Origin of the sequence: Embleya sp. NPDC005575 (assembly GCF_040605455.1) — a bacterium.
Lineage (GTDB): Bacteria > Actinomycetota > Actinomycetes > Streptomycetales > Streptomycetaceae > Embleya.
Genome location: NZ_JBEXCV010000134.1, coordinates 1 through 24,779, shown reverse-complemented (window position 1 = coordinate 24,779; position 24,779 = coordinate 1). Strand labels below are relative to the sequence as shown.

Genomic DNA, 24,779 nt, shown 5'->3' with positions numbered 1-24,779 from the left:
CGCACTGGAGTCGGCGCTCCGCGATGTCATCGACCGGCACGAGGTCCTGCGCACGGTGATCGTCGAGGACGACGACGGCGTCCCGCATCAGCAGGTACTGCCGTCCGGGGAGCAGCCGTTCGACCTGTCGGTCGTCGAGGTCACGGAGGAGGAGCGGGCCGCGGCGGTCGACGAGGTGGCCACCAAGACCTTCGACCTGGCCGCCGACGTGCCGATCCGCGCCAGGCTGGTGCGGTGCGGACCGCGCGAGCACACCCTGGTGCTTGTGGCGCACCACATCGCGGTGGACGGGGAGTCCTTCGGGCCGCTGTTCCGCGATCTCACCATGGCCTACGCGGACCGCAGGCAGGGCAGGGCCCCGGCCTGGGAGCCGCTCCCGGTGCAGTACGCGGACTACACGCTGTGGCAGCGCGACGTGCTCGGTGACGAGGCCGATCCGGACAGCCTGGCAGCCAGGCAACTGGCGTACTGGCGCGAGACGTTGGCCGATCTGGCGCAGCCGCTGGCGATGCCGACGGATCGTCCGCGCCCGAAGGTGATGAACCACCGCGGCGATCGGGTCGAGTTCTCGATCGACCCCGACCTGCTCCGATCCGTGGAGAAGCTCGCGGCGCAAGCGGACACCACGATCTCGATGGTCATGCATTCCGCGCTGGCGGTGCTCCTGTACCACCTCGGCTGCGGTGACGACGTGCCCATCGGCGCCCCGATCGCGGGTCGCACCGATGAGGAACTGCGGGAGCTCGTCGGGTTCTTCGTCAACACCTGGGTGCTGCGCGTCGACCTCTCCGGGAACCCGACCTTCGGCCGACTGCTCCAGCGCGTGCGGGACCGGGCCCTCGCCGCGTACGACAACCAGGACATGCCGTTCGAGCGGTTGGTGGAACTGCTCAACCCGGACCGGTCCACCGCCTACAACCCGTTCTTCCAGGTGATGCTCTCCTGGCAGCCGGCGGTGCCGGATCTGCAACTGCCCGGCCTCGACGTCCGGGCCGAGCGGCTCGACACCGGGACGGCCAAGTTCGACCTCTTCTTCGACATGATCCCGAACGCCTCGGGCGGGGCGGAATGCGGTCTGGAGTACGTCACCGACCTGTTCGACAGGGACACGGTCGAGGGCATCGCGAACCGGTTCGTGCGCGTGCTGAGCCGCCTCGTTGCCGACTCGGAGCGCGAGATCGGCGGCATCGACGTGCTCGACGCAGCCGAGCGGGACCGGTTGCTCACCCGGTTCAACGACACCGCCACAGCCGTGACCGAGCTGACGATTCCGGAGCTGTTCGAAGGCCAGGTGGCCAAAACGCCGGACGCCCCGGCGATCGTGTGCGACGACCGGACGCTGACCTACCGGCAACTCGACGACCGGGCGAACGGCGTCGCGTGGGAGCTGGTTCGGCGTGGTGCCGGGCCGGAAGACCTGGTCGTGCTGGCGTTGCCGCGCACGGAGGACCTGGTGGTCGGCCTGCTCGGGATCCTCAAGTCCGGTGCCGGCTACCTGCCGATGGACCCGCAATACCTCGGCGGGCGAGCGGAGAGTGTGCTGTCCGAAGCGGCTCCGCGCTTCGCGGTCACCGACACCCGAACGTGGCGGGACCTGCCGCGGAACGACATCTCGACCGTCGACCTCGACCAGCGCGCCGAATGGGACTCGCCCGAGGGCGCGCCGGACGACGCGGGTCGGATCGCGCCGTTGGGTCCGGACAACCTGGCGTACGTGATGTACACCTCCGGCTCCACGGGCAAGCCGAAGGGTGCGGCGATCACGCACCGCAACGTGGTCAACGGGGTGCGGGAGCTGGTGCGCGTGCTGGACGCGCCGCCCGGGTGGCGGATGCTGGCCGGTACCTCGGTGAACTTCGACGTCTCGGTCTTCGAGCTGCTGTCCACCCTGTCCACCGGCGGCACGGCCGAGGTGGTGCCCAACGCGCTGGTGCTCGGCGAGCGGGACACCTGGGACGGCCACGTGATCAGCGCGGTTCCCTCGGTGCTCGGGGAACTGGTCGGCCACCTGGAGAAGACGACCGGTGTGCGCGCCGTCGTCTTCGCCGGTGACGTGCTCCCGGCGCGCCTGGTGCGGCAGGTGCGCGAGGCTCTGCCCGGCGTGCAGGTCGTGAACTCCTACGGTCAGAGCGAGAGCTTCTACGCCACCACGTTCTCCCTCGCGGCGTCCGAGGAATGGGCGCAGAGCGAGGTCGCGCCGATCGGCACCCCGCTGGGGAACATGCGTGCCTACGTGCTGGGCCCGGGCCTCGCCCCGGTGCCGCAGGGCGTGATCGGTGAGCTGTACGTGGTCGGGACCTGCCTCGGCCGCGGCTACCACGGCCGACCGGGCATGACCGCCGAGCGGTTCGTGGCGAACCCGTTCGGCCCCGCGGGCGAGCGGATGTACCGCACGGGCGACCTGGCCCGCTGGAACGCGCGTGGTCGATTGGAGTGCCTGGGCCGTGGCGACGGCCAAGTGAAGGTGCGCGGCTTCCGCGTCGAGACCGCCGAGGTCGAGGCGGCGCTCGCGCGGCACCCCGGCATCAGCGAGGTCGTGGTGGTCAGCCGCGAGGTGCCCTCGGGCGGGCGGCGGCTCGTCGCGTATGTGGTGCACATCGGCGAGGGAGCCGTCGGTGACGATGGCGCCGGTGGTATCGGCGATGTGGATGTGCAGTCCGGTGCTTCGGCCGCCGAGCTGCGCAAGTTCGTCGCCGCCCGGCTGCCCGACTACATGGTGCCGTCGGCCTTCGTGGTCCTCGGCCGACTGCCGTACGGACCGACCGGCAAGCTGGACCGTTCGGCGCTGCCCGAACCGGATTTCGTGGGCGAGGTGTACCGCGAGCCCCGCACCGAGGCCGAGGTGATCATCACCGCGGCGTACGCGGACGTGCTCGGTGTGGAGCGGGTCGGTGTCGACGACGACTTCTTCGCGGTGGGCGGGGACAGCCTGCGGTCGATCCAGGTGGTGGCCCGAGCCCGGGCCCGGGGCTTGGACCTCGGCACGCGGGAGATCTTCGAGTGCCGCACGGCGGCCCGGCTTGCCGAGGTGGCGACCACCCGCCGGGACCGGGCACCCGTGCTCGTCGAGGACGAGGGTGGCGGCGTCGGCCCGATGCCGTTGCAGCCGGTGGCACGGCATGTGTTCGAGCACGGCGGCGGGATGAACCGCTTCGCCATGTCGATGGTGCTCGAACTGCCCGCGGGCATCGACGAGAGCGGGTTGGCCGCGACGCTGGACGCCGTGCTCGACCGGCACGACCTCCTGCGCGCGCAACTGGTGCGCGGCGACGAACTCTCCCTCGTCGCACACCCGCAGGCCGCCGCGCGGGCGGCGGACCTGATCCGCCGGGTTCCCTGCGACGGCCGGTGGGACGAGCCGTCCTCGTTGGCGGCGGCCAAGGCGGAACTGGACGACGCCGTCGGGCGACTCGACCCGGAAGCCGGGACCATGGCGGACTTCGTCTGGTTCGCCCCGGAGTCGGGGGCGGGCAGGCTGCTCGTGGTGCTCCACCACCTGGTGGTGGACGGTGTCTCCTGGCGGATCCTCATGTCGGACTTCGCCGAGGCATGGCAGCAGGTCCGGTCCGGTCGCACGCCCGAGCTGCCCGCGGTCGGCACGTCGGCCCGCCGCTGGGCTTCGGCCCTTCAGACCGAGGCGTTCGCCCCGGAGCGGGAAGCGGAACTGGAGTACTGGCGGGACGTGCTCGAAGCGTCGAACCCCCCGCTGGGCACGCGGGCGTTCGACCCGGCGGTGGATGTGATGTCCACGCTCGACACCGTGCGGGTGCAGCTGTCCGCCGAGGTCACCGAGGCGGTGCTGACCAGGCTTCCCGCCGCGTTCAAGGGCACCGGGACCGACGTGCTGCTCGCCGCGCTCGCACTGGCGGTGAACCGGTGGCGCGGTGCGGACCGCTCGACCCTGGTTCGGCTGGAGGGGCACGGCCGCGAGGAGGACCTCGTCCCCGGCGCCGACCTCTCCCGGACCGTCGGATGGTTCACCGCCATGTACCCCGCCCGGGTCGACGTGAGCGCGGTGGACCCGGCCGAGGTGTCGGCCGGCGGCCCTGCGGCCGGGAAGGCGATCAAACTGGTCAAGGAGCAGCTGCGCGCGATCCCGGACAAGGGCGTGGGGTACGGACTGCTGCGCCACCTCAACCCGGAGACCGCCGGGCCGCTCGCCGACCTCCCGGTGCCGCAGATCGGATTCAACTACCTCGGCCGGATCTCCGACGCCGACGTGCCCGAGCACCTGCGCGCCGACGGGTGGGGACCGGCGTCCTGGTCCGCCGAGCTGATCCCGACGCCCGATCCGGACCTGCCCGCGCTGTCCGCCCTAGAGGTCAACTCGGTCGCCACGGACGCCGGGTTGCAGGCCGTCTTCATGTTCCCCACCGGGGTGCTGACCCGCGAGCTGACCCGCGAACTGGCCGAGCTGTGGGTCGAGGTGCTGCACGGCATGGCCACGTACGCCGCACGGCCGGAGGTCGGCGGGCTGACGCCTTCGGACGCCCCGCTGGTCCCGGTGCGGCAGGACGAGATCGAGCGCTGGGAGGCACGCTACGGCCGGCTGGCCCAGATATGGCCCGTGTCTCCGTCGCAGTCCGGGATCCTGTTCCAGGCGGCGTTCGCCGACGGTTCCTTCGACGTCTACCACATGCAGTTCGTGCTGCACCTGTCCGGGCATGTGGATCCGGCGCGCATGCGGGCCGCCGGTCAGGCACTGCTCGGCCGGTACGCGAACCTGCGCTCGGCGTTCGTCACCGGAGCGGGCGGCGATCCGGTGCAGGTGGTGCCGGAACACGTCGCCGTGCCATGGCAGCACATCGACCTGACCGGTCGGGGCGAAGCCGAGCAGGACGCGGCGCTCGACACCTTCCTCGCCGAGGACCGGGCCGACCAACTCGACCCCACCCGGCCGCCGCTGCTTCGCCTGGCTCTGCTCAGCTGCGGGCCGCAGCGGGCGAAACTCGTCATCACGGCGCATCACACCCTGTTCGACGGCTGGTCGTCGCCTGTGGTGATCACGGATCTGATTCGGCTGTACTCCGAGACCCGCGAGCTTCCCCCGGTCCGCAACTACGGTGACTACCTGGCCTGGTTGTCCACGCAGGACCGGGAGGCGTCGGCCGCGCGGTGGGCCGCCGAGCTCGACGGATTGGACCAGCCGACCCTCGTGGCCCCGAAGGCCCCCCTCCAGGAGGCGGCGTCCGCCCTCGGGCGGGTCGAGGTACCGCTGTCGATCGACAAGGGCCGTGAACTCGCCCGGCGCGCCGCGGAACTCGGGGTCACGCTGAACACGCTCCTGCAAGGCGCGTGGGCGGTCCTGCTCTCCAAGCTGACCGGGCAGCAGGACGTGGTGTTCGGCGCCGCCGTCAACGGTCGTCCCGCGGACCTGCTCGGTTCGGACGAGATGGTAGGCCTGTTCATCAATACCCTTCCGATCAGGGTGTTCTGCCGACCGGACCACAGCCTGGGCGGCGTGATCACCCAGTTGCAGGACCGGCAGACCGCTCTGCTGGACCACCACTACCACGGGCTGGCCGACATCCAGCGCGGCGTGGGGCTGCCCACCCTGTTCGACACGATCGTCGTGTTCGAGAACTACCCGGTCGACCGCGAGGGCATCGTCGACGCGAACATCGCGGCGGGGTTCACGATCGACGGCATCCGGCCGTTCGCGGGCTCGCACTACCCGCTCACCCTCAACTCCTCCGACCCCTACCTGCGGCTCTCCCTCGACTACCAGAACAACCTCTACGACCGCGACGCGGCCGAGGCGATCGCCGCCCGGCTCGTCCGGGTGCTGGACGGCATTCTCGCCGATCCGGACACCCGCCTCGGGGATGTCGACGTGCTCGGCGAGGAGGAGCGGCGTTGGTTGTTGCGCGGGGTGAACGACACGGTCGAACCGACCCTGGAGCGGGGGCTGGTGGAGGCGCTGCGCGGGCAGGTGGCGGCGACGCCGGAAGCCCTTGCCCTGGTCGGTGAGGAAGAGTCGTTGACCTACCGGGAGTTGGACGCGCGGGTGAACCGGCTGGCGCATTGGCTGATCGACCGCGGTGTGCGGCCGGAGTCGCTGGTCGGCGTGTACTTGCCCCGGTCCACGGAACTCGTGGTCGCGCTGCTGGCGGTGTTGAGGGCCGGTGCGGGTTACATCCCGATCGACCCGGCACACCCGCGTTCGCGCATCGATCACATCCTCGAGGATTCCGGTCCCACGCTCGTGCTCGATCCCGATGTGCTCGCCGGTGCGGATTGCTCGGGGTATCCGGCGTCGGCGCCGGACCTGGTTGTTCGGCCGGAAAACCCCGCGTACGTGATCTACACCTCGGGTTCGACGGGGACTCCGAAGGGCGTGGCGGTCACATACGGCGCGCTGGCGAACCTCCTGGCCGCGATGCGGCGGCGGTTCCCGCTGACGTCCGCGGATCGGCTGCTCGCCGTGACCACGGTCGGGTTCGACATCGCCGGGGTGGAACTGTATCTCCCGTTGATCTCCGGGGCGGCGGTGGTGCTGGCGGGGAAGGAGACCGTTTCCCAGCCGTCGGCCGTGGTGGAGCTGATGCGCCGGCACGAGGTCACCATCGTCCAGGCGACACCGGCGTTTTGGCAGATGCTGCTGATGGACGAGCCGACTGCCGCGCGGGGACTGCGGGTCCTGGTCGGTGGGGAGGCCCTGCCCGTGCAACTGGCCGAGGTCCTGGCCGGGCAGGCCGTCGAAGTGTGCAACGTGTACGGTCCGACCGAGACGACGATCTGGTCGATGACGGCGACGGTCGAGTCCGGATCCGGCGTCCCGGCGATCGGGACGCCGATCGGGAACACCCGGGTGTACGTGCTCGACTCGGGGCTGCTTCCGGTCCCGCGCGGGGTGCAGGGTGAGTTGTACATCGCCGGCGACGGCCTGGCCCGCGGGTATCACGGCCGGCCGGAGCTGACCGCGGCGCGGTTCGTGGCCTGTCCGTTCGGCGAGCCCGGTGCGCGGATGTATCGCACCGGTGATCTGGTGCGGTGGGGTGGGGACGGTCGACTGGAGTACATCGGGCGAAGCGATTTCCAGGTGAAGATCCGGGGATTCCGGATCGAGCTCGGTGAGGTCGAGCATGTGCTGGCCGAGCATCCCGGAGTGGCGCAAGCGGTCGCCGTGGTGCGTGAGGAACGCGTCGGTGACCAGCGGTTGGTCGCGTATGTCGTGCCGGACGGCAAGGCGGACCCGGCCGGACCGGACGTCGCGGTCTTGACGGACCTGCTCCGGGAGCGCCTGCCGGAGTACATGGTTCCGTCGGCGATCGTGTCGCTCGCCGAGTTCCCCACGTCACCGAGCGGGAAACTCGACCGCGCCGCGCTCCCGGCACCCGACCGCGCCGAAGCCGCGACCGGACGAGGGCCGCGCAACCACAACGAGCAGGTTCTGTGCCGGTTGTTCGCCGAGCTGCTGGGTGTGGAGGAGGTCGGCATCGACATCGGCTTCTTCGACCACGGAGGGCACTCGCTGCTGGCCACTCGGCTGATCGGCCGAATCCGCAACGAGCTCGACGTCGACGTGAAGGTCACGACTGTGTTCCGCAATCCGACCGTCGCCCAGTTGGCGGTTCGGATCGAGGAGTCGTCCAGGCCGAAGTCGAAGCGCCCCCAGCTCCGCCAGATGACCGTTTAGGAGAAGCACCGATGATTCCGTTGTCCTTTGCCCAGCGTCGGCTGTGGTTCCTTCATCGTCTGGAAGGTCCGTCCGCGACCTACAACTTCCCGTTCGTGCTGCGCCTGGACGGGCCATTGCACACGGCGGCCCTGGCCGCGGCGGTGATGGACGTCGTCACCCGGCACGAGAGCCTGCGTACCTTGGTCGTCGAGAATGCGGACGGCACGCCGGAACAGCGGGTGCTACCGCCTGAGGAGGCGGCCGCCCGGTTCCGGGTGGTCGACGTGGCCGCGGACGCGGTGGACGCGGCGATGCACGCCGCCGTGTGCGAGGGCTTCGACCTGGACACGGAATTCCCGCTGCGGACCACCGTGTTCCGGGTCTCCCCGCAGGAGCACGTGTTGGTGTTCGTGTTCCACCACATCGCCGCGGACGGGGCGTCGGTGGCGCCGTTCACGCGGGATCTGGTGTCGGCGTACGCGGCTCGCCGGCAGGGGAATGCGCCGAACTGGGCTCCGCTCGCGGTGCAGTACAAGGACTACACGTTGTGGCAGCGGGAGTTGCTCGGCGACGAAGCGGACCCGGACAGTGTCGCCGCCGCGCAACTGGACCACTGGCGAGCAGAATTGGCCGGGGTGCCGCAGCCGGTGCAGATGCCGCTGGACCGGCCGCGGCCGACGGCGGCCGACCACCGCGGCGGCCACGTCGACTTCGAGCTGGAACCGGAACTGCTCTCCGGAATCGGCAAGCTGGCCGCGGACTGCGGCGCCACACCGCCGATGGTCGCCCAGGCCGTGCTCGCGGTACTCCTGCACCACCTCGGTGCCGGCAACGACCTGACGATCGGCAGCCCGATCGAGGGGCGCGCCGACGAGCAACTCGACGACCTCATCGGGCTCTTCGCCAACACCTGGGTGCTGCGCGTCGATCTGTCGAGGAACCCGTCGTTCGGCGATCTGCTGGAGCAGGTGCGGGACCGGGCGCTTGCCGCGTACGACAACCAGGACGTCCCGTTCGAACGGCTGGTGGAACTGCTCGGCCCGGACCGCACCACCTCGTACCAACCGCTGTTCCAGGTGATGCTCGCCTGGCAGTTCGTGTGGTCCGAGATCGAGATGCCGGGTCTGCGGGTCACACCCGTCCCGGCGGGCACCGGTACCGCGAAGTTCGACCTGTTCTTCAACATCATCCCGGACGCGTCCGGGCGCGCGTACGGGCGGCTGGAGTACGCGACGGAACTGTTCGACCACCCCACGGCGGCCGGTATCGCCGACCGGTTCGTGCGGGTGATGCGGCAGGTGGTCACCGATCCCGGGACGCGGCTCGGCGGGGTGGACGTGCTCTCCGATGCCGAACGGGACCGGCTGACACGGCTGAACGAGACGACGGTACCGGCGCAGGAGGCGACCGTACCGGAACTGGTCGCCGCTCAGGTGATGCGGACGCCGGACGCGACAGCGGTGGTATCCGGGCAAACCACGTTGTCGTACCGAGAGTTGCACGCCCGGGCGAGCCGGTTGGCCGCGGTGTTGCGGGAGCGCGGGGTCGGGCCGGATGTGCTGGTGGCGGTGGCCCTGCCGCGCTCCGCGGACCTGGTGGTAGCGCTGCTGGGGGTGCTGGAAGCCGGCGGCGCCTACCTGCCGATCGACCCCGAACACCCGGCCGCGCGACTGGACCTCCTGCTCGGCACGGCCGACCCGGCACTGATACTGACCGATCAGGGCACGGCATCGGCATTGCCGAAGTGCCAATCGCCGGTGCTCCACCTCGATGGCCCGGACCTCGACGGTCCCGTTGTCGACGTGCCGAACTCCGGTCTTCGGCCGGACAACCTGGCCTACGTGATGTTCACCTCGGGATCGACCGGGACCCCCAAGGGGGTGGCCATCACCCACGCCGACGTGGTCAACGGTGTGCGGGATCTGCGTCGGGTGGCACATGTCGAGGCGGGGTCTCGGATGCTCGCCGCGACCTCGGTGAACTTCGACGTCTCGGTGTTCGAGATCTTCACCGCACTCACCACCGGGGCGAGTGTCGAAGTCGTCCGCGACGTACTCGAACTCGCCGAGCGCGACAGATGGTCGGGCACCACCGTCAGCGCCGTGCCCACGGTGTTCTCCGCACTGCTCGACGACATCGCGGGCAAGGGCGCGGGCGCCCTCGAACTCGATGTGCGGACCGTGATCCTCGCCGGCGAAGCACTCTCGGCGGACCTGGTCCACAAGGTGCGCAGCGCCCTCCCCGATGTCCGTGTCGTCAACGCCTACGGGCAGACCGAAAGCTTCTACGCCACCACCTTCACGCTTCCCCGGCGGTGGACCGGGACCGGTGCGATACCGGTCGGGAAACCACTGGCCAACATGCGCACCCATGTCCTGGGGCCGGAGCTGGCACCGCTCCCGCCGGGCGTGGTCGGCGAACTGTACGTCACGGGCCTGCTCGCCCGTGGTTACCACCAGAGTGGCGGGGCGACCGCCGAGCGGTTCGTGGCCTGTCCCTTCGGTCCCGCCGGTGCGCGGATGTACCGCACCGGTGACCTGGCCCGGTGGGACGACAACGGTCAACTGAGGTACGAGGGACGAGCCGACAACCAGACGAAGATCAACGGCATCCGCATCGATCCGACCGAGATAGAGAGCGTCCTCGCCCGGCACCCCGCGATCAGCCAAGCGGCGGTCACGGTGCGCGAGGACCAGGCCGGCAACAAGCGACTCGTCGGCTATGTGGCGCCGGTGGGTGTCGGCACCGCGGACGTGGATGTCGATCCGGACGCCAGTGTTTCGGTGGCGGATCTGCGGCGGTTCGTGGCCAAGCGGCTGCCGGATTACATGGTGCCCGTCCAACTCGTGGTGCTTGACCGGCTGCCGTTGACCGCGACCGGGAAGCTGGATCGGGCGGCGTTGCCCGAGCCGGAGTTCGCGGGCGCCGGTTACCGGGCGCCGCGCAGTGACGCGGAGCGGGTGTTGGCCGAGGTGTACGCCGATGTGCTCGGCGCCGAACGGGTGGGTGTGGACGACGACTTCTTTGCCGGTGGTGGGGACAGTATTCGTTCCATTCAGGTGGTGGCGCGGGCCAGGGCGCGGGGTGTGGTGGTCAGTACGCGGGAGGTGTTCGAGCGGCGTACGGTCGCCCGGTTGGCGGAGTTGGTGGAGGGGCGGGGTGAAGAGGAGCGGGTGACGCTGGCGGAGTTGCCGGGTGGTGGTGTGGGTCGGGTTCCGTTGCCGCCGACGGCGGCGCACGTGCTCGCGCTGGGGGGTGGTCTCGGGCGGTTCTGCATGTCGGCGATGGTGACGTTGCCCGAGGGCATCGACCGTGTGGGGTTGGTGGCGACGTTGCGGGCGGTGGTGGATCGGCACGATGTGTTGCGTTCGCGGTTGGATCGGGCGGACCCGGGGCTGTGGGTCGAGCCGGTGGGTGGTGTGGACGTCGGGGCCTTGGTGCGGGAGGTCGCGTACGGCGGTGCCGATGTGCGGGCGGAGTTGCACGCGGCGGCGGGCCGGCTGGATCCGGACGCGGGTGTGATGGCGCAGTTCGTGTGGTTGACCGGCGGCGCGGGTGCGGGTCGGTTGTTGATCGTGTTGCATCACCTGGTCGTGGACGGGGTGTCGTGGCGGATCCTGGTGCCGGATCTGGTGTCGGCGTGGCAGCGGGTCCGCGAGGGCCGTACTCCGGAACGGGCAGGGGCGGGTACTTCGTTGCGGCGGTGGGCGCACGCCCTGGTCGAGGAGGCTGCCGCGCCGGGGCGGGTGGCGGAGCTGCCGGTGTGGCAGGAGATCCTGCGCGGGGAGGAGCCCGTGCTCGGGGCCCGGGAGTTGGACCGCAGCCGCGATGTCGCGGTGACCGTGGACACGGTGCGCGTGCGGGTACCGGTGGAGGTGACGCGGGCCCTGCTGGACACGGTGCCGGCGGTCTTTCGCGGCGGGGTCGACGACGCCCTTCTGGCGGGCCTGGCACTGGCACTGGCACGATGGCGCCAATCGCGCGGCGAGACCGGGGCCGGGTCCTCGACGCTGGTCCGGCTGGAGGGGCACGGCCGCGAGGAGCACGTGGTCCCCGGCGCGGACCTGACCGGCACCCTCGGATGGTTCACCGCGATGTTCCCGGTGCGCCTGGACCTGGCCGGCATCGACGTGGCGGACGCGTTCGCCGGCGGCCCGGCCGCCGGCCGCGCGATCAAGGCCGTGAAGGAACAACTGCGGGCGATACCGGACAACGGCATCGGCTACGGCCTGCTGCGCCGGCTCAACCCGCAGACCGCCTCCGCCCTGGCGGGACTGCGGGAGCCGCGGATCGGGTTCAACTACCTGGGCAGGTCCTCCGTCGCGGACATCCCCGAGGACCTGCGGGGCCTGGGCTGGGCCCCGGACACCACACACGCCGACCTGATCGCCGCCCCGGACGCGGACATGCCGGTGCTCTCGGCACTGGAGATCAACGCGGTGGCCGCCGACACCCCCGCCGGCGAGGAGCTGACCGCGTACTTCGGCTTCCCGACCGGTGTGCTCACCCGCGAGGAGGTGAGCGAGCTGGCCGAACTGTGGGTCCGGGCGCTGACCGCCCTGGCCCGGCACGCCGGGACACCCGACGCCGGCGGACTGACTCCCAGCGACGCGCCCCTGGTCGACGTGCGCCAGGAGGAGATCGACACCTGGGAAACCCGGTTCGGCAAGCTGGCCAAGGTGTGGCCGGCAACCCCCGCACAGTCCGGAATCCTCTTCCAGACGATGCTGGCCGGGGCCTCGTTCGACCCGTACCACATCCAGTTGGTGTTCCAACTGTCCGGTGAGGTCGATCCGGAGCGGATGCGCCGGGCCGGGCAGGCGCTGCTGGAGCGCTACGCCGGTCTCCGCGCGGGGTTCGTCGACCGGGCGAACGGCGATGTCGTGCAGGTGGTGCCCCTGACGGCGACCCTGCCCTGGCAGCACCTCGACCTGACCGCGGTCGACGAGGCGGAGCGAACCGAGACGTTCGAGCGGTTCCTCGCTCAGGACCGGGCCACCCACTTCGACGCGGACACCCCACCGCTCTTCCGGCTGGCACTCGCCGTCCTCGACCCCGATCGGCCCGAATTCGTGCTGACCGTCCACCACGTGCTCTTCGACGGCTGGTCCACGCCCTTGCTCTTGCAGGACCTTTTGCTGCTCTACGCCTCCAACGGCGACCCGACCGGCCTGCCCGCCACCCGCGACTACGGCGACTTCCTCACCTGGCTCACTCGGCAGGACCAGGAGGAGGCGGCACGGGCCTGGGCGGCCGAACTCGAAGGCATCGAGGGGCCGACCCTGCTCGCTCCCGATTCCGCAGGCGCGGACGACGGCAGCCGCGGCCAGGTCGACATCACGCTCTCGCTCGACGAGGCACGCGAACTGGGGCAGCGGGCCGCCGAGTTGGGCATCACCGCCAACACCCTGGTGCAGGGGGCCTGGGCGCTGCTGCTCGGGCAGCTCACCGGCCGCCGGGACGTGGTGTTCGGCACCACCGTCTCCGGGCGCCCGCCCGCGGTGACGGACGTCGAGTCGATGGTCGGGATGTTCATCAACACCGTTCCCGTACGCGTCGAGTACGCGCCCGGCGACACCCTCGCCGAGGTGCTCACCCGACTGCAGAGCCGGCAGGCCGCTCTTGTGGAACACCACTATTACGGGCTCGCGGAGATCCAGAAGTCCGTCGGCATGCAGCCCCTCTTCGACACGCTGTTCGTCTTCGAGTCGTACCCGATCGACCGGGAGGGCCTCAGCGCCGCGACCGATGCCGCGGACGGGATCGCCTTCACCGATTTCCGCCCGACCGCGGGCAACCACTACCCACTGTGCCTGTTGGCGGCCGCCGACCCGCACCTCCAACTCACCATCCAGTACGCGCCGGCCGTCTTCGACCGGGACACGGTCGAGGTGTACGCGGCCCGCCTCGTCCGTGTCCTGCGGCAACTGGCGGCCGGCCCCGAGCTGAAGGTCGCCCAGGTCGACACCCTGGAGCCGGCCGAACGCGACCGGCTGCTCACCGAGTTCGACGATGCGATCGCCCGGACTCCGGCGGTCACGATCACCGAACTCGTCGAGGCACAGGTGGCGCGGACCCCGGACGCGGTCGCCGTGGTCGCCGAGGGCGAATCGCTCACGTACGCCGAGTTGCACGCCCGCGCGGAGCGGCTCGCGGTCGAGCTGGCCGGGCGCGGGGTGGGCCCGGAGACCGTGGTGAGCGTGGTGCTGCCACGCACCGCGAACGCGGCCGTGGCCCTTCTGGGTGTGCTCAAGGCGGGCGGGGCCTATCTGCCCGTCGACCCCGCCTTCGCCCGCAGCCGCCTCCCGCACATCCTCCCCGGCACCCGGCCCCACCTGGTCCTGGTCGACGCCGACACCCGCAACCTCATCCCTGCCACGGACATCCCCGTCCTCGTCCTCGGCGACGTCGACCTCCAGCCCACGACTTCGGCCGCCACGGAGGTCGCGGCACGGCCGACGGCCGGCCCGGAAAACCTCGCCTACGTCATCTACACATCCGGCTCCACCGGCGTGCCCAAGGGGGTGAGCGTCACCCATACCACCGTCGTCAACGCGGTGGACGCCCTGGTCGCGCACGCCGGAATGGCCTCCGGCAGGCGAGTGCTCCTCGCCGCCTCGTTCGGCTTCGACGTCGCCACCTTCGAGCTCTTCTCCGCACTCACCACCGGTGGCAGCGTCGAGATCGTGCCCGACGTGCTGGAGTTGGCCGAACGCGACACCTGGGACGTCGACGTCATCTGCTCGGTACCGTCGGCCTTCGCCGAACTCGTGGACCAAATCGGCGACCGCATCCGGCCCACGGCACTGAACATCTCCGGGGAAGTGCTGACCCCGGCCCTGGCGGAGCGGGTGCGCGCACTCTGGCCGCAGGCCCGTGTCATCAACAGCTACGGCCCCAGCGAGACCTTCTACGCCACCGGCCACCTGCTGGACCCCGACGAGCCGTACGCCACCGGTGTGCCGATCGGCCGCCCCTTTCCCGGCGTGCGCGCCTACATCCTCGGCCCCGGGCTGACCCTGCTGCCCCCGAACACACCGGGCGAGCTGTATCTGGCCGGAGCCGGACGCGGCTACCATCGCCGGCCCGCGATGACCGCCGAGCGCTTCGTCGCCGACCCCTTCGGACCTCCCGGCACCCGCATGTACCGCACCGGCGACCTCGCCCGCCTCTCTCCCGAGGGCGAACTGCATCATCTGGGCCGCATCGACACCCAGGTCAAGATCCGTGGCTACCGCGTCGAGCCCGGCGAGGTCGAAGCCGCCCTGACGGCCCACCCGCACATCGTCCAGGCCGCCGTGGTCACCCGGCAGGCCGGCGACACCCGCTACCTGGCCGCCTACCTCGTGCCCGCCGACGGCGAGACCGCCCCGGACTCGGCCGAACTGCGCGACCACCTGGCCGAGCGGCTGCCCGATTACATGGTCCCCGCCGCCTACGTGCCGCTCGACCGGTTGCCCCTGTCTCCCAACGGCAAGCTCGACCACAAGGCGCTGCCCGCCCCCGACCTCACCCCCACCACACCCTTCCGCGCGCCCCGCACCGCCCGCGAGGAAGGCTTGGCCAAACTCTTCGCCGACGTGCTCGGCCTGGAGAGGGTCGGCATCGACGACGGCTTCTTCGCGCTCGGCGGGCACTCCCTGCTCGCCACCCGGCTGATCAGCCGCGCCCGTGCCGAGATGGGGCTGGAGATACCCATCCGCACGATCTTCGACCTGCCGACGGTGTCCGCACTCGCCGCGTGGTCCGAGGAATCGGCTGTGCCCCTTCGCCCCACTCTCCGCAGGATGATCGTAGAGGAGTGAAACCGGTGATTCCGCTTTCGTTTGCACAGCGCCGCATGTGGCTTACGCACCAACTGGAGGGAGGGGCGGAGACCTACAACATCTCCCCGGCGTTCCGGCTGACCGGGCCGCTGGACCACGCCGCCCTCGTCGCGGCGATCCGCGACGTGGTCGAGCGGCACGAGATCCTGCGCACCACATACGTGACGGACGACGACGGTGAGCCCCACCCGCGGATCCTGCCCGCGGCGAAGGCATCGGTGCCGGTGCCGGTGGTCGACGTGGCGCCCGACGAGCTGTCCGACGCGGTCGACGAGTTCATCGCGCACCGGTTCAACCTGGCTACCGAAGTTCCCTTCCGGGCACGCCTGTTCCGCTCCGCGCCCGAGGAACACCTGCTGGTGCTGCTGGTCCACCACATCGCCACGGACGGCGCCTCGGGTGCGCCGATGGCGCGGGATCTGACCGCCGCCTACACCGCCCGCCTGGAGGGCCGGGCGCCGGGGTGGGAGCCGTTGCCCGTGCAGTACAAGGACTACGCGATGTGGCAGCGCGAGTTGTTGGGCGATGTGGCGGATCCGGGCAGTCTGGCCGCGGCGCAGGCCGAGTACTGGCGCGCGGAGCTGGCCGGGGTACCGCAGCCGCTGAACCTGCCGCTGGATCGCCCGCGGCCGGCGGAGCGGAATCTGCAGGGCGACGCGGTCGACCTGGTGGTGGAACCGGTGGTGGCGACCGGGCTGCAGAAGCTGGCCGACGAGCGCGGGATGACCATGTCGATGGTCCTACAGGCCGCGCTGGGGGTGCTGTTGGCCAAGCTGGGCGGCGGGGAGGACGTGACGATCGGCGGTCCGATCGCCGGCCGGACCGACGAGGCGCTGGCCGACCTGGTCGGGTTCTTCGTGAACACCCAGGTGCTGCGGGTGGACCTCTCCGGTGACCCGTCGTTCGCCGACCTGCTCGGGCGAGTGCGGGAGAAGGCGCTGGCGGCGTACGAGCACCAGGACGTGCCGTTCGAGACGCTGGTCGAGTTGATCAACCCCGACCGGACCACGGCGTATCAGCCGCTGTTCCAGGTGATGCTCGCCTGGCAGAACTTCGAGCGGCAGGACTTCGAACTCCCGGGTCTGGAGGTGGAGTTCAAGCAGTACCTCACCCAGACCTCGCTCGCCGACCTGCTCTTCTTCTTCGGGACCGACGACTCGGGGGCGCTGCGAGGCGACCTCCAGTACGCGACCCAGCTCTTCGACCGGGCCACGGCCGAGGGCATCGCCGCTCGGTTCGCGCGTGTGGTGGAGCAGCTGGTCGCCGATCCGCATTCGCCGGTGAGTGCCGTCGACGCGCTGTCGGCGGGGGAGCGGGACTGGTTGCTGCGGGGGCTCAACGACACGGCGCATCCGGTGGCCGCGAGCACCCTGCCGGACGCGTTCGAGGACCGGGTCGAGCGCGACCCGAACCGTGTCGCGGTGATCGGCGAGCGGGAGACGCTGACCTACGGGGAGTTCAATCGGCGTGCCAACCGGCTGGCGCACTGGCTGGTCGAACAGGGCGCGGGTCCCGAGCAGTTGGTCGCGGTGCGCATCCCTCGCTCGGTGGATCTGATGGTGGCGATCTACGCGGTGATCAAAGCCGGTTCGGGCTATGTGCCGGTGGACACCGAACTGCCCGAGGACCGGGTGCGGCACATGCTCGACAGCGCCAAGCCGCTGCTGGTGCTCGACGAGGCGCTTCCGGACGTGTGCGAATACCCGGACACGAACCCGGAGCGGGTGCTGTCGCCGGACAACGCCGTGTATGTCATCTTCACCTCCGGGTCCACGGGCGGCCCGAAGGGTGTGCAGGTATCGCATCGGTCGATCATGAACCGGCTCAAGTGGGGTCTGGCGCATTTCGACGTCACGGCCGAGGACCGGGGGCTGCTCAGTTCGTCGGCGAGTTTCGACGCGTCGATGCCGGAGCTGTTCGCGCCGCTGCAGGTCGGTGCGGCCGTCGTGATCACCCGGCCCGACGGACCCCGGGATCCCGCCTACCTGGCCGAGCTGATCCGGCGGGAGCGGGTGACCAGCGCGTTCTTCGTGCCCTCCCTGCTGGCGGCGTTCCTCGCCGAGCCCGCGGCGAAGGAGTGCGACAGCCTGCGCTGGCTGGAGATCGCGGCCGAGGTCTTCCCTCCCGCGCTGGCCAACAAGACCGCCGACCTGCTGCCCGGCCGCGGCGTGCACAACCTCTACGGTCCCACCGAGGCGACGGTCGAGGTCACGTCGTGGCAGCACGTATCGGGTGCGGACCGGGTGCCGATCGGTGCGCCGATCTGGAACACCCGGGTGTACGTGCTGGATGCGGCGCTGCGCCCGGTCCCGCCCGGGGTGGCCGGCGAGTTGTATGTGGCCGGCGCCGGGCTGGCTCGGGGCTACGTGGGGCAGACCGGGTTGACCGCGAACCGGTTCGTGGCGTGTCCGTTCGGTGAGCCGGGCGAACGGATGTACCGGTCCGGGGACCTGGTGCGGTGGAACCAGGACGGTCAGGTCGAGTACATCGGCCGGTCCGACTTCCAGGCGAAGATCCGGGGTTTCCGGATCGAGCCGGGTGAGATCGAGCAGGCGTTGATCGGGCATCCCGGGGTGGCGCAGGCGGCGGTCGTGGTGCGCGAGGACCAGAAGGGCGACAAGCGCCTCGTGGCGTATGTGATGCCCGATCCGGACGCCGCGGTGGCCGATGTCGATGCCCAGGTGGACGAGTGGCGCCGGCTCGGCGATGCGGGTTACGCCGATTCCGCCGACGAGGCATGGGGCGAGGACTTCCGGCTCTGGAAGTCGGCGTATACCGGTGAGCCGATTCCGCTCCAGGAGATGAGGGAGTGGCGGGACGCGGCGGTGGCACAGGTGTTGCGGTTCGCGCCGCGGCGGGTGTTGGAGATCGGTGTGGGTTCCGGCCTGCTCCTGGCAGGGATCGTGGGTGAGGTCGAGGAGTATTGGGGCACCGACATCTCGGCCACGGTGGTGGACCGGCTCCGGGTACAGGTGGAGGAGGCCGGCTTCGGTGATCGGGTCCGGCTGAGCGTGCAGGCGGCCGACGACGTCTTTGGCCTGCCCCGGGGCGGGTTCGACACGGTCGTACTCAACTCGGTGGTGCAGTACTTCCCGAGCGTCGAGTATCTGGACCGGGTGCTGCGCGAGGCGATGGAACTCCTGGCGCCGGGCGGCCGGTTGATCGTCGGTGACGTGCGCAACGCCGCGACGCTGCGGCTGCTGCTGACCGCGGTGCAGCGTACGGCGCAGCCGCACGCCTCGCGTGAGGAGTTGCGGGCGTCGGTGGAGCAGGCGCTGCTCGCCGAGCGGGAGTTGGTGGTCGCGCCGGAGTGGTTCGCCGAGTGGGCGCGCGAGCATGCCGGCGGCGTGGACATCCGGTTGAAGCCGGGGCAGGCGCACAACGAGCTGACCCGGCACCGCTACGAGGTCGTGCTGCACAAGGAGCCGACCGACCTGCTCGACCTGGCCGGCGTGCCGACTGTGCCGTGGGGCCGGGAGGTGTCCGACCTGACCGGCCTGGCCGACGTCGTGAACCGGACGGGCGGCGAACCGGTACGGGTGACCGGGATACCCAACGCACGCCTGGTGGCCGAGGCCACCGCGGCGATCTCGGCCGGCGCACGCGGTACGGCCGCCCCCTCCCGTAAGCCGCTAGACCCGGAAGCCCTCGCCGGATGGGCGCGGGAGCAGGGGCGGGACGCGGTCCTGACCTGGTCGAGCCAGGCCGTGCACAGCTTCGACGCGGTGCTGCTGCCCGAACAGCGGCTGTTCTCCGGCGGGTTCGTCCCCGGTGCGGCATCCGTACGGACCCGGGCGAACGTCCCCGCTCTGGCCAAGGCGATCGGCCCGCTGCTCGCCGAGCTGCCCGAGTATCTGCGCGGGCGACTGCCGGACTACATGGTCCCGGCCGTGGTGGTGCCGCTCTCGGAGCTTCCGCTGACTGCGGGCGGCAAGCTCGACCGGCGAGCGCTGCCGTCGGAGCACACGAGCACCGTGAGCAGCGGAGGTCCGCGCAACTCCCATGAAGAGAAGCTGTGTTCCTTCTTCAGCGATCTGCTCGGCCTGGAGCAGGTCGGTATCGACGACGACTTCTTCAAGCTCGGCGGGCACTCGCTCCTGGCCACCCGGCTCTGCGCCCGCATCCGCAAGGAGTTCGGCGTCGACATGCCGCTCAGGACGATCGTCCAGTACCCCACGGTGGCCGAGTTGGGCGCGCTCGTGCTCGTCGGCGGCATCCCCGGCGACCAATCCGACTCGTTCGACGTCGTGCTGCCGCTGAACAGGGATCCCGGTACGGGCAAGCCGCCGGTGTGGTTCTTCCACGGAGGGGGCGGCGTCGGCTGGGCGTTCTTCACCTTCGCGCCGTACCTGGACCGGGCGGCCTACGCCCTGCAGTCGCGCGGCTCCAACGGCACGGACCCGGTGGCGGGGTCGATCGAGGAGATGGTCGACGACTACCTCACCCAGATCCTCAAGATCCAGCCGGAAGGGCCCTACCACCTGATCGGCTGGTCCTTCGGCGGCCCGATCGCGCACGCCGTCGCGGATGCGCTGGACCGGCGCGGGGACGAGGTCGCCTTCGTGGCCGTGCTGGACTCGCAACCGGCGAACTCCGCTCCGGGGAACGGGTTCAGGCAGGTGCGCGACAAGGGGAAGGTGATGTACCGGGCGGATGTCGAGGAAGTCTTCGGCCAGTTCATGAACACCGACAACCTGGACACCTTCCTGGAGAACATGTCGAGGGTGGGGGCCAACAACCTGCGCACGATGGGCGTGTTCGAATCGCCGGTCTACCGCGGCGATCTGCTGTACTTCAACGCGACGTTGGACAAGGAGGACGGGGTGTCGTACGGCCCCGACTGGCGGCCGCACGTCCTCGGCGCGATCGAGTCCTACGATGTGGACGCCACGCACCACGACTTGCACATGCCCAAGCCCGCGGGCCAGATCATGAAGGTCATCGTCCGCAAGCTGGCGGAGTTGGAGTCGTGACGCCGACGGAGGATCGGGACCCGATCGCGCTGTTGTGCGTGCCGTTCGCGGGAGCAGGACCCTCGTTCTTCCACCCGTGGCGGGAGCTGTCCGCCGACCGGTGGCGAGTGCTCTCGGTCGAACTGCCGGGCAGGGAGCGGCGGATCATGGAGACGCCGTACCGCAATGTCGTCGAAGCGGCCAAGAACTCGGTCGACGACATTGTCGCGGAACTGGGTAAAGGGACGCGGACCGTGCTGTTCGGGCACAGCCTGGGCGCGGTGCTCGCGTACGAGCTGGTGCACCTGCTGAGCACGCGCGATGTGCACGTCGAGCGGCTGGTCGTCAGTGGTTCGCCGGGGCCGTGGACGCAGCGCGAGAGGCGGGCGACGGGGCTTCCGGACGAGGAGTTCCTGGCCCGGGTGGAGGAGTTCGCGGGGTTCAGGCACGAGGCTCTCGATCACCCGGAGATGCGTGAACTGATCCTCCCCGTGCTACAGGCCGACTGCGAAATGCACGAGAACTACGTTCCGAGCACCGACGAACCGGTGTCGGTGCCGATCTGCTCGATTCGGGGCAGCTCCGACGGCCTGGTCAGTGCGGAACAGGCGCTGGAGTGGCGGAAAGCGACCACGGGTGGATTCAGCCATGCGGAGTTCACGGGCGATCACATGTATCTGGTCGATCGCGCCCGGGAGGTGCTGGACCTGATCGAGGCGGAATCCGCCCGCGGCAGCTAGTCCGGTGACCGGGTGGGTTCGCCGGTTGTTCAGGCCGCGGTTCGAGGGGGCGTCCGCCTTGGCGGATGCCCTTCTCGCCGTGGACGAGGGCGCCTTCCCCGATCACGTGGACTCCCCCGTCGCGGCGCCGGTTCGGTCCGCCGGCTCCGCGCTCGGGGCGCCGCCGAGCAGCGCGCCCCACCGGCCCGGCCCGGCGAGCGCCGCCTGCGCCACGTCGCCGCCCGCCTCGATGGCGGCGAGCTCCACCGGCCGGGCCCGTCCGGCAGGCCGCCGAGCAGCGGCCGCTGGGTGTCCCGCCGACGGGACACCCAGCGGATCGCGCTGCCCCGACGCGGGTCCGCGCCTGTTTCCCGGAGTCCCAGCGGGCAGCACTCGACGGTGCCGCCGGCCTGCGGCAGTTGCCGGCTCGACGAGCCGAACAGGCCGAGCCGACACGGCTTCGCGAGCAGTCGCGACGTGCCGAAATGTCCCGACAGAGAGCCTTGACAGGCCCCTGGGACGTTGACACCCTCTGCTCGGCGGACAGAGTATTGGACTGCTGGGAAACCGCGAAAAGGCCCGGGGCGTGCTGCTCCGATCGGCCGGCGTGACCCAACCCGGCGGATCGCTGTCGAGCGTGAGCGTCGATCCGTACGCACAGACGAGCCACTGGACCCCGTCTTCGGGAGACGAACCGTGTCGCGGGCAGTCTGCTCGCCGACTGCGGCTGCGCATCAGGCCGCGTCGACACCCTGGTTCGACTACCTCTACTTGTCCAGGGCTGAACTCCAGGAGCTGGCAGACGGTACGCCGTGGCGGCTCCACGAACTCGTTTCCGCACGGCAAGCAGTACCTGACAGCTGAGTAGGAGCTGACGCATGAACACACTTGGCGATGGCGTTCTGGAGAAGGCTGCGGCGGAATACGCGGAGCAGGGCTTCTCCATCATCCGCAACGTCGTGCCACCGGATGTCGTGGACGAGGCGCGCGCCCACGTCGACTGGCTCACCCGTAAGTATCCGGATCTGCGTCCCGAGCACTTCCACCACCCTCTGATCCGCAATGACGCCTTCTGGGCACGTCTGGTCTCGGACCCCCGTCTGGTGGACATCGCGGAGTTCTTTCTCGGCCCGGATGTGGCCTGCTTCACCGCCCACTACATCTGCAAGCCCCCGCGCGACGGACAGCCCGTGCTGTGGCACCAGGACGGCGCGTACTGGACGCTGAGCCCCATGGACCCGCTTACGGTGTGGCTGGCCATCGACGAGAGCACCACGGAGAACGGCTGCTTGCGGATGATCCCCGGTAGTCACGAACTGCCGCTGCACAAACCGTCGGTCCGCACGGACAAGGCCAACATGCTGTTCTCCGCCGCCGACGAGACCGTGGTGCGGGAGTGGGCGGACAAGCGCGGGATCGTGGACATCGAACTCCAGCCGGGCGACGTCTCGATCCACCATCCCCATCTGTTGCACTGCTCGGAGGCGAACACCTCCGCCAAGCGACGGTGCGGTCTCGACATCGGTTACATCTCGACGGCCACGCGGATCCACAGTGAAGGGCTCTACCTCGACCCGCTGCTCGTACGGGGAGCCGACGCCGCCGGCCTCAACAGCTACCGTCCGTTCCCCGCCTACCAGGAGGGCGAGACGATTCCCTTCGCCGGGCAGGACGAGTGGAGCGACACAGCGGCCGCGCTCAACGAGGCGCTGTCGCCGGGTTCGCGGGACCTTTCCGCGGAGAGCCCGATCGAGACGACTCGGCGCATGATCGATCGTCTGCGCGAAGGCACCGTGAAGCGCTGATCGCAGCCGCACCGGCCGATGGCGCGCCGCTCATACGCGGTGGGCCATCGGCCGGCCGTCGCCCCCGCGGACGACGTGATGGCGGTGGGCGCGCACCAAGTCGACTGCACGGCGGGGAGTTGGAGCGGGCGTCACCAGCGCGAGGGTTGTCCCGACAGTGAACCGCCCCTTTGTCGAGAACAGTTGATCCGCCGCCGCGTCGACCACCCGCACATGGCGGTCGAGGTCGATCGCGGTGCCTGCCGTCCGCGGGGACGGGAGCCGGCCCGGCTCGACGGGCGGTGCCCCGAGCGCGACGCGGGCTGTGGAACACGACGGCCGCACGGGGCCCGCGGATGTCATCGTCGTGGTGATCGCGGGGCCGCCGCCCGGCGGATCACGGGACCGCTGCCGACCGGGGCGGCTACGTCCACCGCGAGGGCCGGGGCATGGCCGGGACCCGACACCGCGGGTGCGCATCGGCGGGCGGATGGCTGTCGTCGGCCCCTCCGGGGCTTCGGCGCATCATCGACGTCCGGTCGCCTGGCGCAGGCCGAACGGCGCGAGGCACCCCGGTGCCGGAGGAGTTGCTCACGGAGCGCCCCGAGCCCACCTCGCACGACCACTACGAGGCCGCCGAGAACCACATGCCGGCGGCCCTGCCCTCACCAGGCGAACGCCTCCCCGTAGCCCCGCTTCTCGATGCAGTACGTGCGGAAGGCCTGGGCCTTGGCGACCATGTCGACGTCCCCGGTGAGCCGCACGGCCTCCACATACCAGTCGAACGCCGCAGTGATGTCCGCACGCCGCTCGAAATGGAACTCGGCGAATCGACGGAAGCCCGCCCGCATGGTCTCGGGCGTCAGGTCCCGTCCGGAGTCGATGAGTTCCTTGAGCTCCACGTCGGTCGTCCCAGGCAGTTCCATGATGCGGATCGGCTCGGTCGCGGGAATGTCGTTGCGGATCGCGATGGGCTCCTCGGCGTCCGAGAAGTCGAGACAGAGGGAGAGCCGGGCAGTCCCGGCGGAGCTGCGCGCGGAATGAGGGTCGGTCGTGTGGATCTTCCACACCTCACCGCGACGAAGGTGGTAGACGACGTCGTTCTCGGAATGGAGGGATTCCTCGCCGGTGCGCAGCGGAATCTGCAACCTGGTGCCCGGTTCGGCGAATTCGAGAAAGTCCACGTGCGGCATGATGATTCCGTCACGGAGGCTGAAGATGCGCACCCACTGCAACCGGTCCAGGGGAAAATGCTCGGTCACCAGGGACATGATCCCCGGCAGCTGCTTGCCCAGCTCGGTGAGGGCCATACGGCTGTCGTGCGGGCGGAAGGCGGTGTCGGAATCGGCGCCGCTGCCGTTGGCCAGCACATGGCCCGACCACGATCCGAAGGTGAAGGTATCGTATTCACCTCCGTACTCGTGACGGTCCACGATGGACAACTCAAAATCCAGGTCGTACGAGTCGATGGGCAGCACCGCAAGCCGTTGCGACTTAAGCAAGGGAATCCCCTTCAATACATGATTATTCGACGCACCCGGAAGCTGCTGGGCGTTCCTCCGGTCGTCACCATAATTCTTCCAAGATGCGGTGGCAACGACGTGACTGCGCACGAGGTCAGGTGACCTTCGGCCGTCCGAGAGTGCCGCAGGCCGGCCGCACATTGCGGGTAATAGCCGGAGGGCGAAGTCATCCGCATCGAGTATTTCGGATCTATGCTCGGGCGAGTGGCCGGTGTTCGCGGTGAGATGACAAGACGCGTGCACCGGCGTGGTGATCAGGTCGGGTCGATTCGCACCCGGCCCCGCACCCGCGACCGCCGGAGCTCGGCTGAGCCCGCTCGGGAGGTGACCTGCCCACCTACCCCTTCCAACACC

At 70.2% G+C, this 24,779-nt stretch carries 7 protein-coding genes; 5 read left to right on the top strand and 2 right to left on the bottom strand.

Annotated features, from left to right (window positions below; translation table 11 throughout):
- Positions 1 to 4 precede the first annotated feature (4 nt).
- From ABZS54_RS32520 to ABZS54_RS32505, 4 genes are read left to right on the top strand one after another with little or no spacing between them, the layout of a single operon-like run.
- A complete protein-coding gene (locus ABZS54_RS32520) occupies positions 5 to 7,639 on the top strand; it encodes an amino acid adenylation domain-containing protein (RefSeq protein ID WP_355544267.1) in 7,635 nt (2,544 codons plus the stop codon).
- Between the two features lie 11 nt (positions 7,640 to 7,650).
- A complete protein-coding gene (locus ABZS54_RS32515) occupies positions 7,651 to 15,426 on the top strand; it encodes an amino acid adenylation domain-containing protein (protein WP_355544264.1) in 7,776 nt (2,591 codons plus the stop codon).
- Positions 15,423 to 20,420: an amino acid adenylation domain-containing protein gene (locus tag ABZS54_RS32510; RefSeq protein ID WP_355544261.1), complete on the top strand. Its 4,998-nt coding sequence runs from the start codon at positions 15,423 to 15,425 to the stop codon at positions 20,418 to 20,420. The genes ABZS54_RS32515 and ABZS54_RS32510 overlap by 4 nt, the downstream gene beginning before the upstream one ends.
- Positions 20,417 to 21,139, top strand: coding sequence for an alpha/beta fold hydrolase (locus ABZS54_RS32505; RefSeq protein ID WP_355544258.1), 723 nt, complete (start codon positions 20,417 to 20,419; stop codon positions 21,137 to 21,139). The genes ABZS54_RS32510 and ABZS54_RS32505 overlap by 4 nt, the downstream gene beginning before the upstream one ends.
- Positions 21,140 to 21,241: 102 nt before the next feature.
- Here the strand turns inward: ABZS54_RS32505 and ABZS54_RS32500 are convergent, their stop codons facing one another.
- Positions 21,242 to 21,385, bottom strand: a complete 144-nt coding sequence (locus ABZS54_RS32500; protein WP_355544255.1) for a hypothetical protein — start codon at positions 21,383 to 21,385, stop codon at positions 21,242 to 21,244.
- 611 nt (positions 21,386 to 21,996) lie between these two features.
- Between ABZS54_RS32500 and ABZS54_RS32495 the strand changes: the two genes are divergently transcribed.
- The gene (locus ABZS54_RS32495; RefSeq protein WP_355544252.1) at positions 21,997 to 22,923 is read left to right on the top strand and encodes a phytanoyl-CoA dioxygenase family protein; all 927 of its coding nucleotides are present in this window, start codon (positions 21,997 to 21,999) and stop codon (positions 22,921 to 22,923) included.
- A 644-nt stretch (positions 22,924 to 23,567) separates the two neighbouring features.
- Here ABZS54_RS32495 and ABZS54_RS32490 read toward each other — a convergent pair.
- Positions 23,568 to 24,419, bottom strand: a complete 852-nt coding sequence (locus ABZS54_RS32490) for a putative nonproteinogenic amino acid hydroxylase (RefSeq protein ID WP_355544249.1) — start codon at positions 24,417 to 24,419, stop codon at positions 23,568 to 23,570.
- Positions 24,420 to 24,779 lie beyond the last annotated feature (360 nt).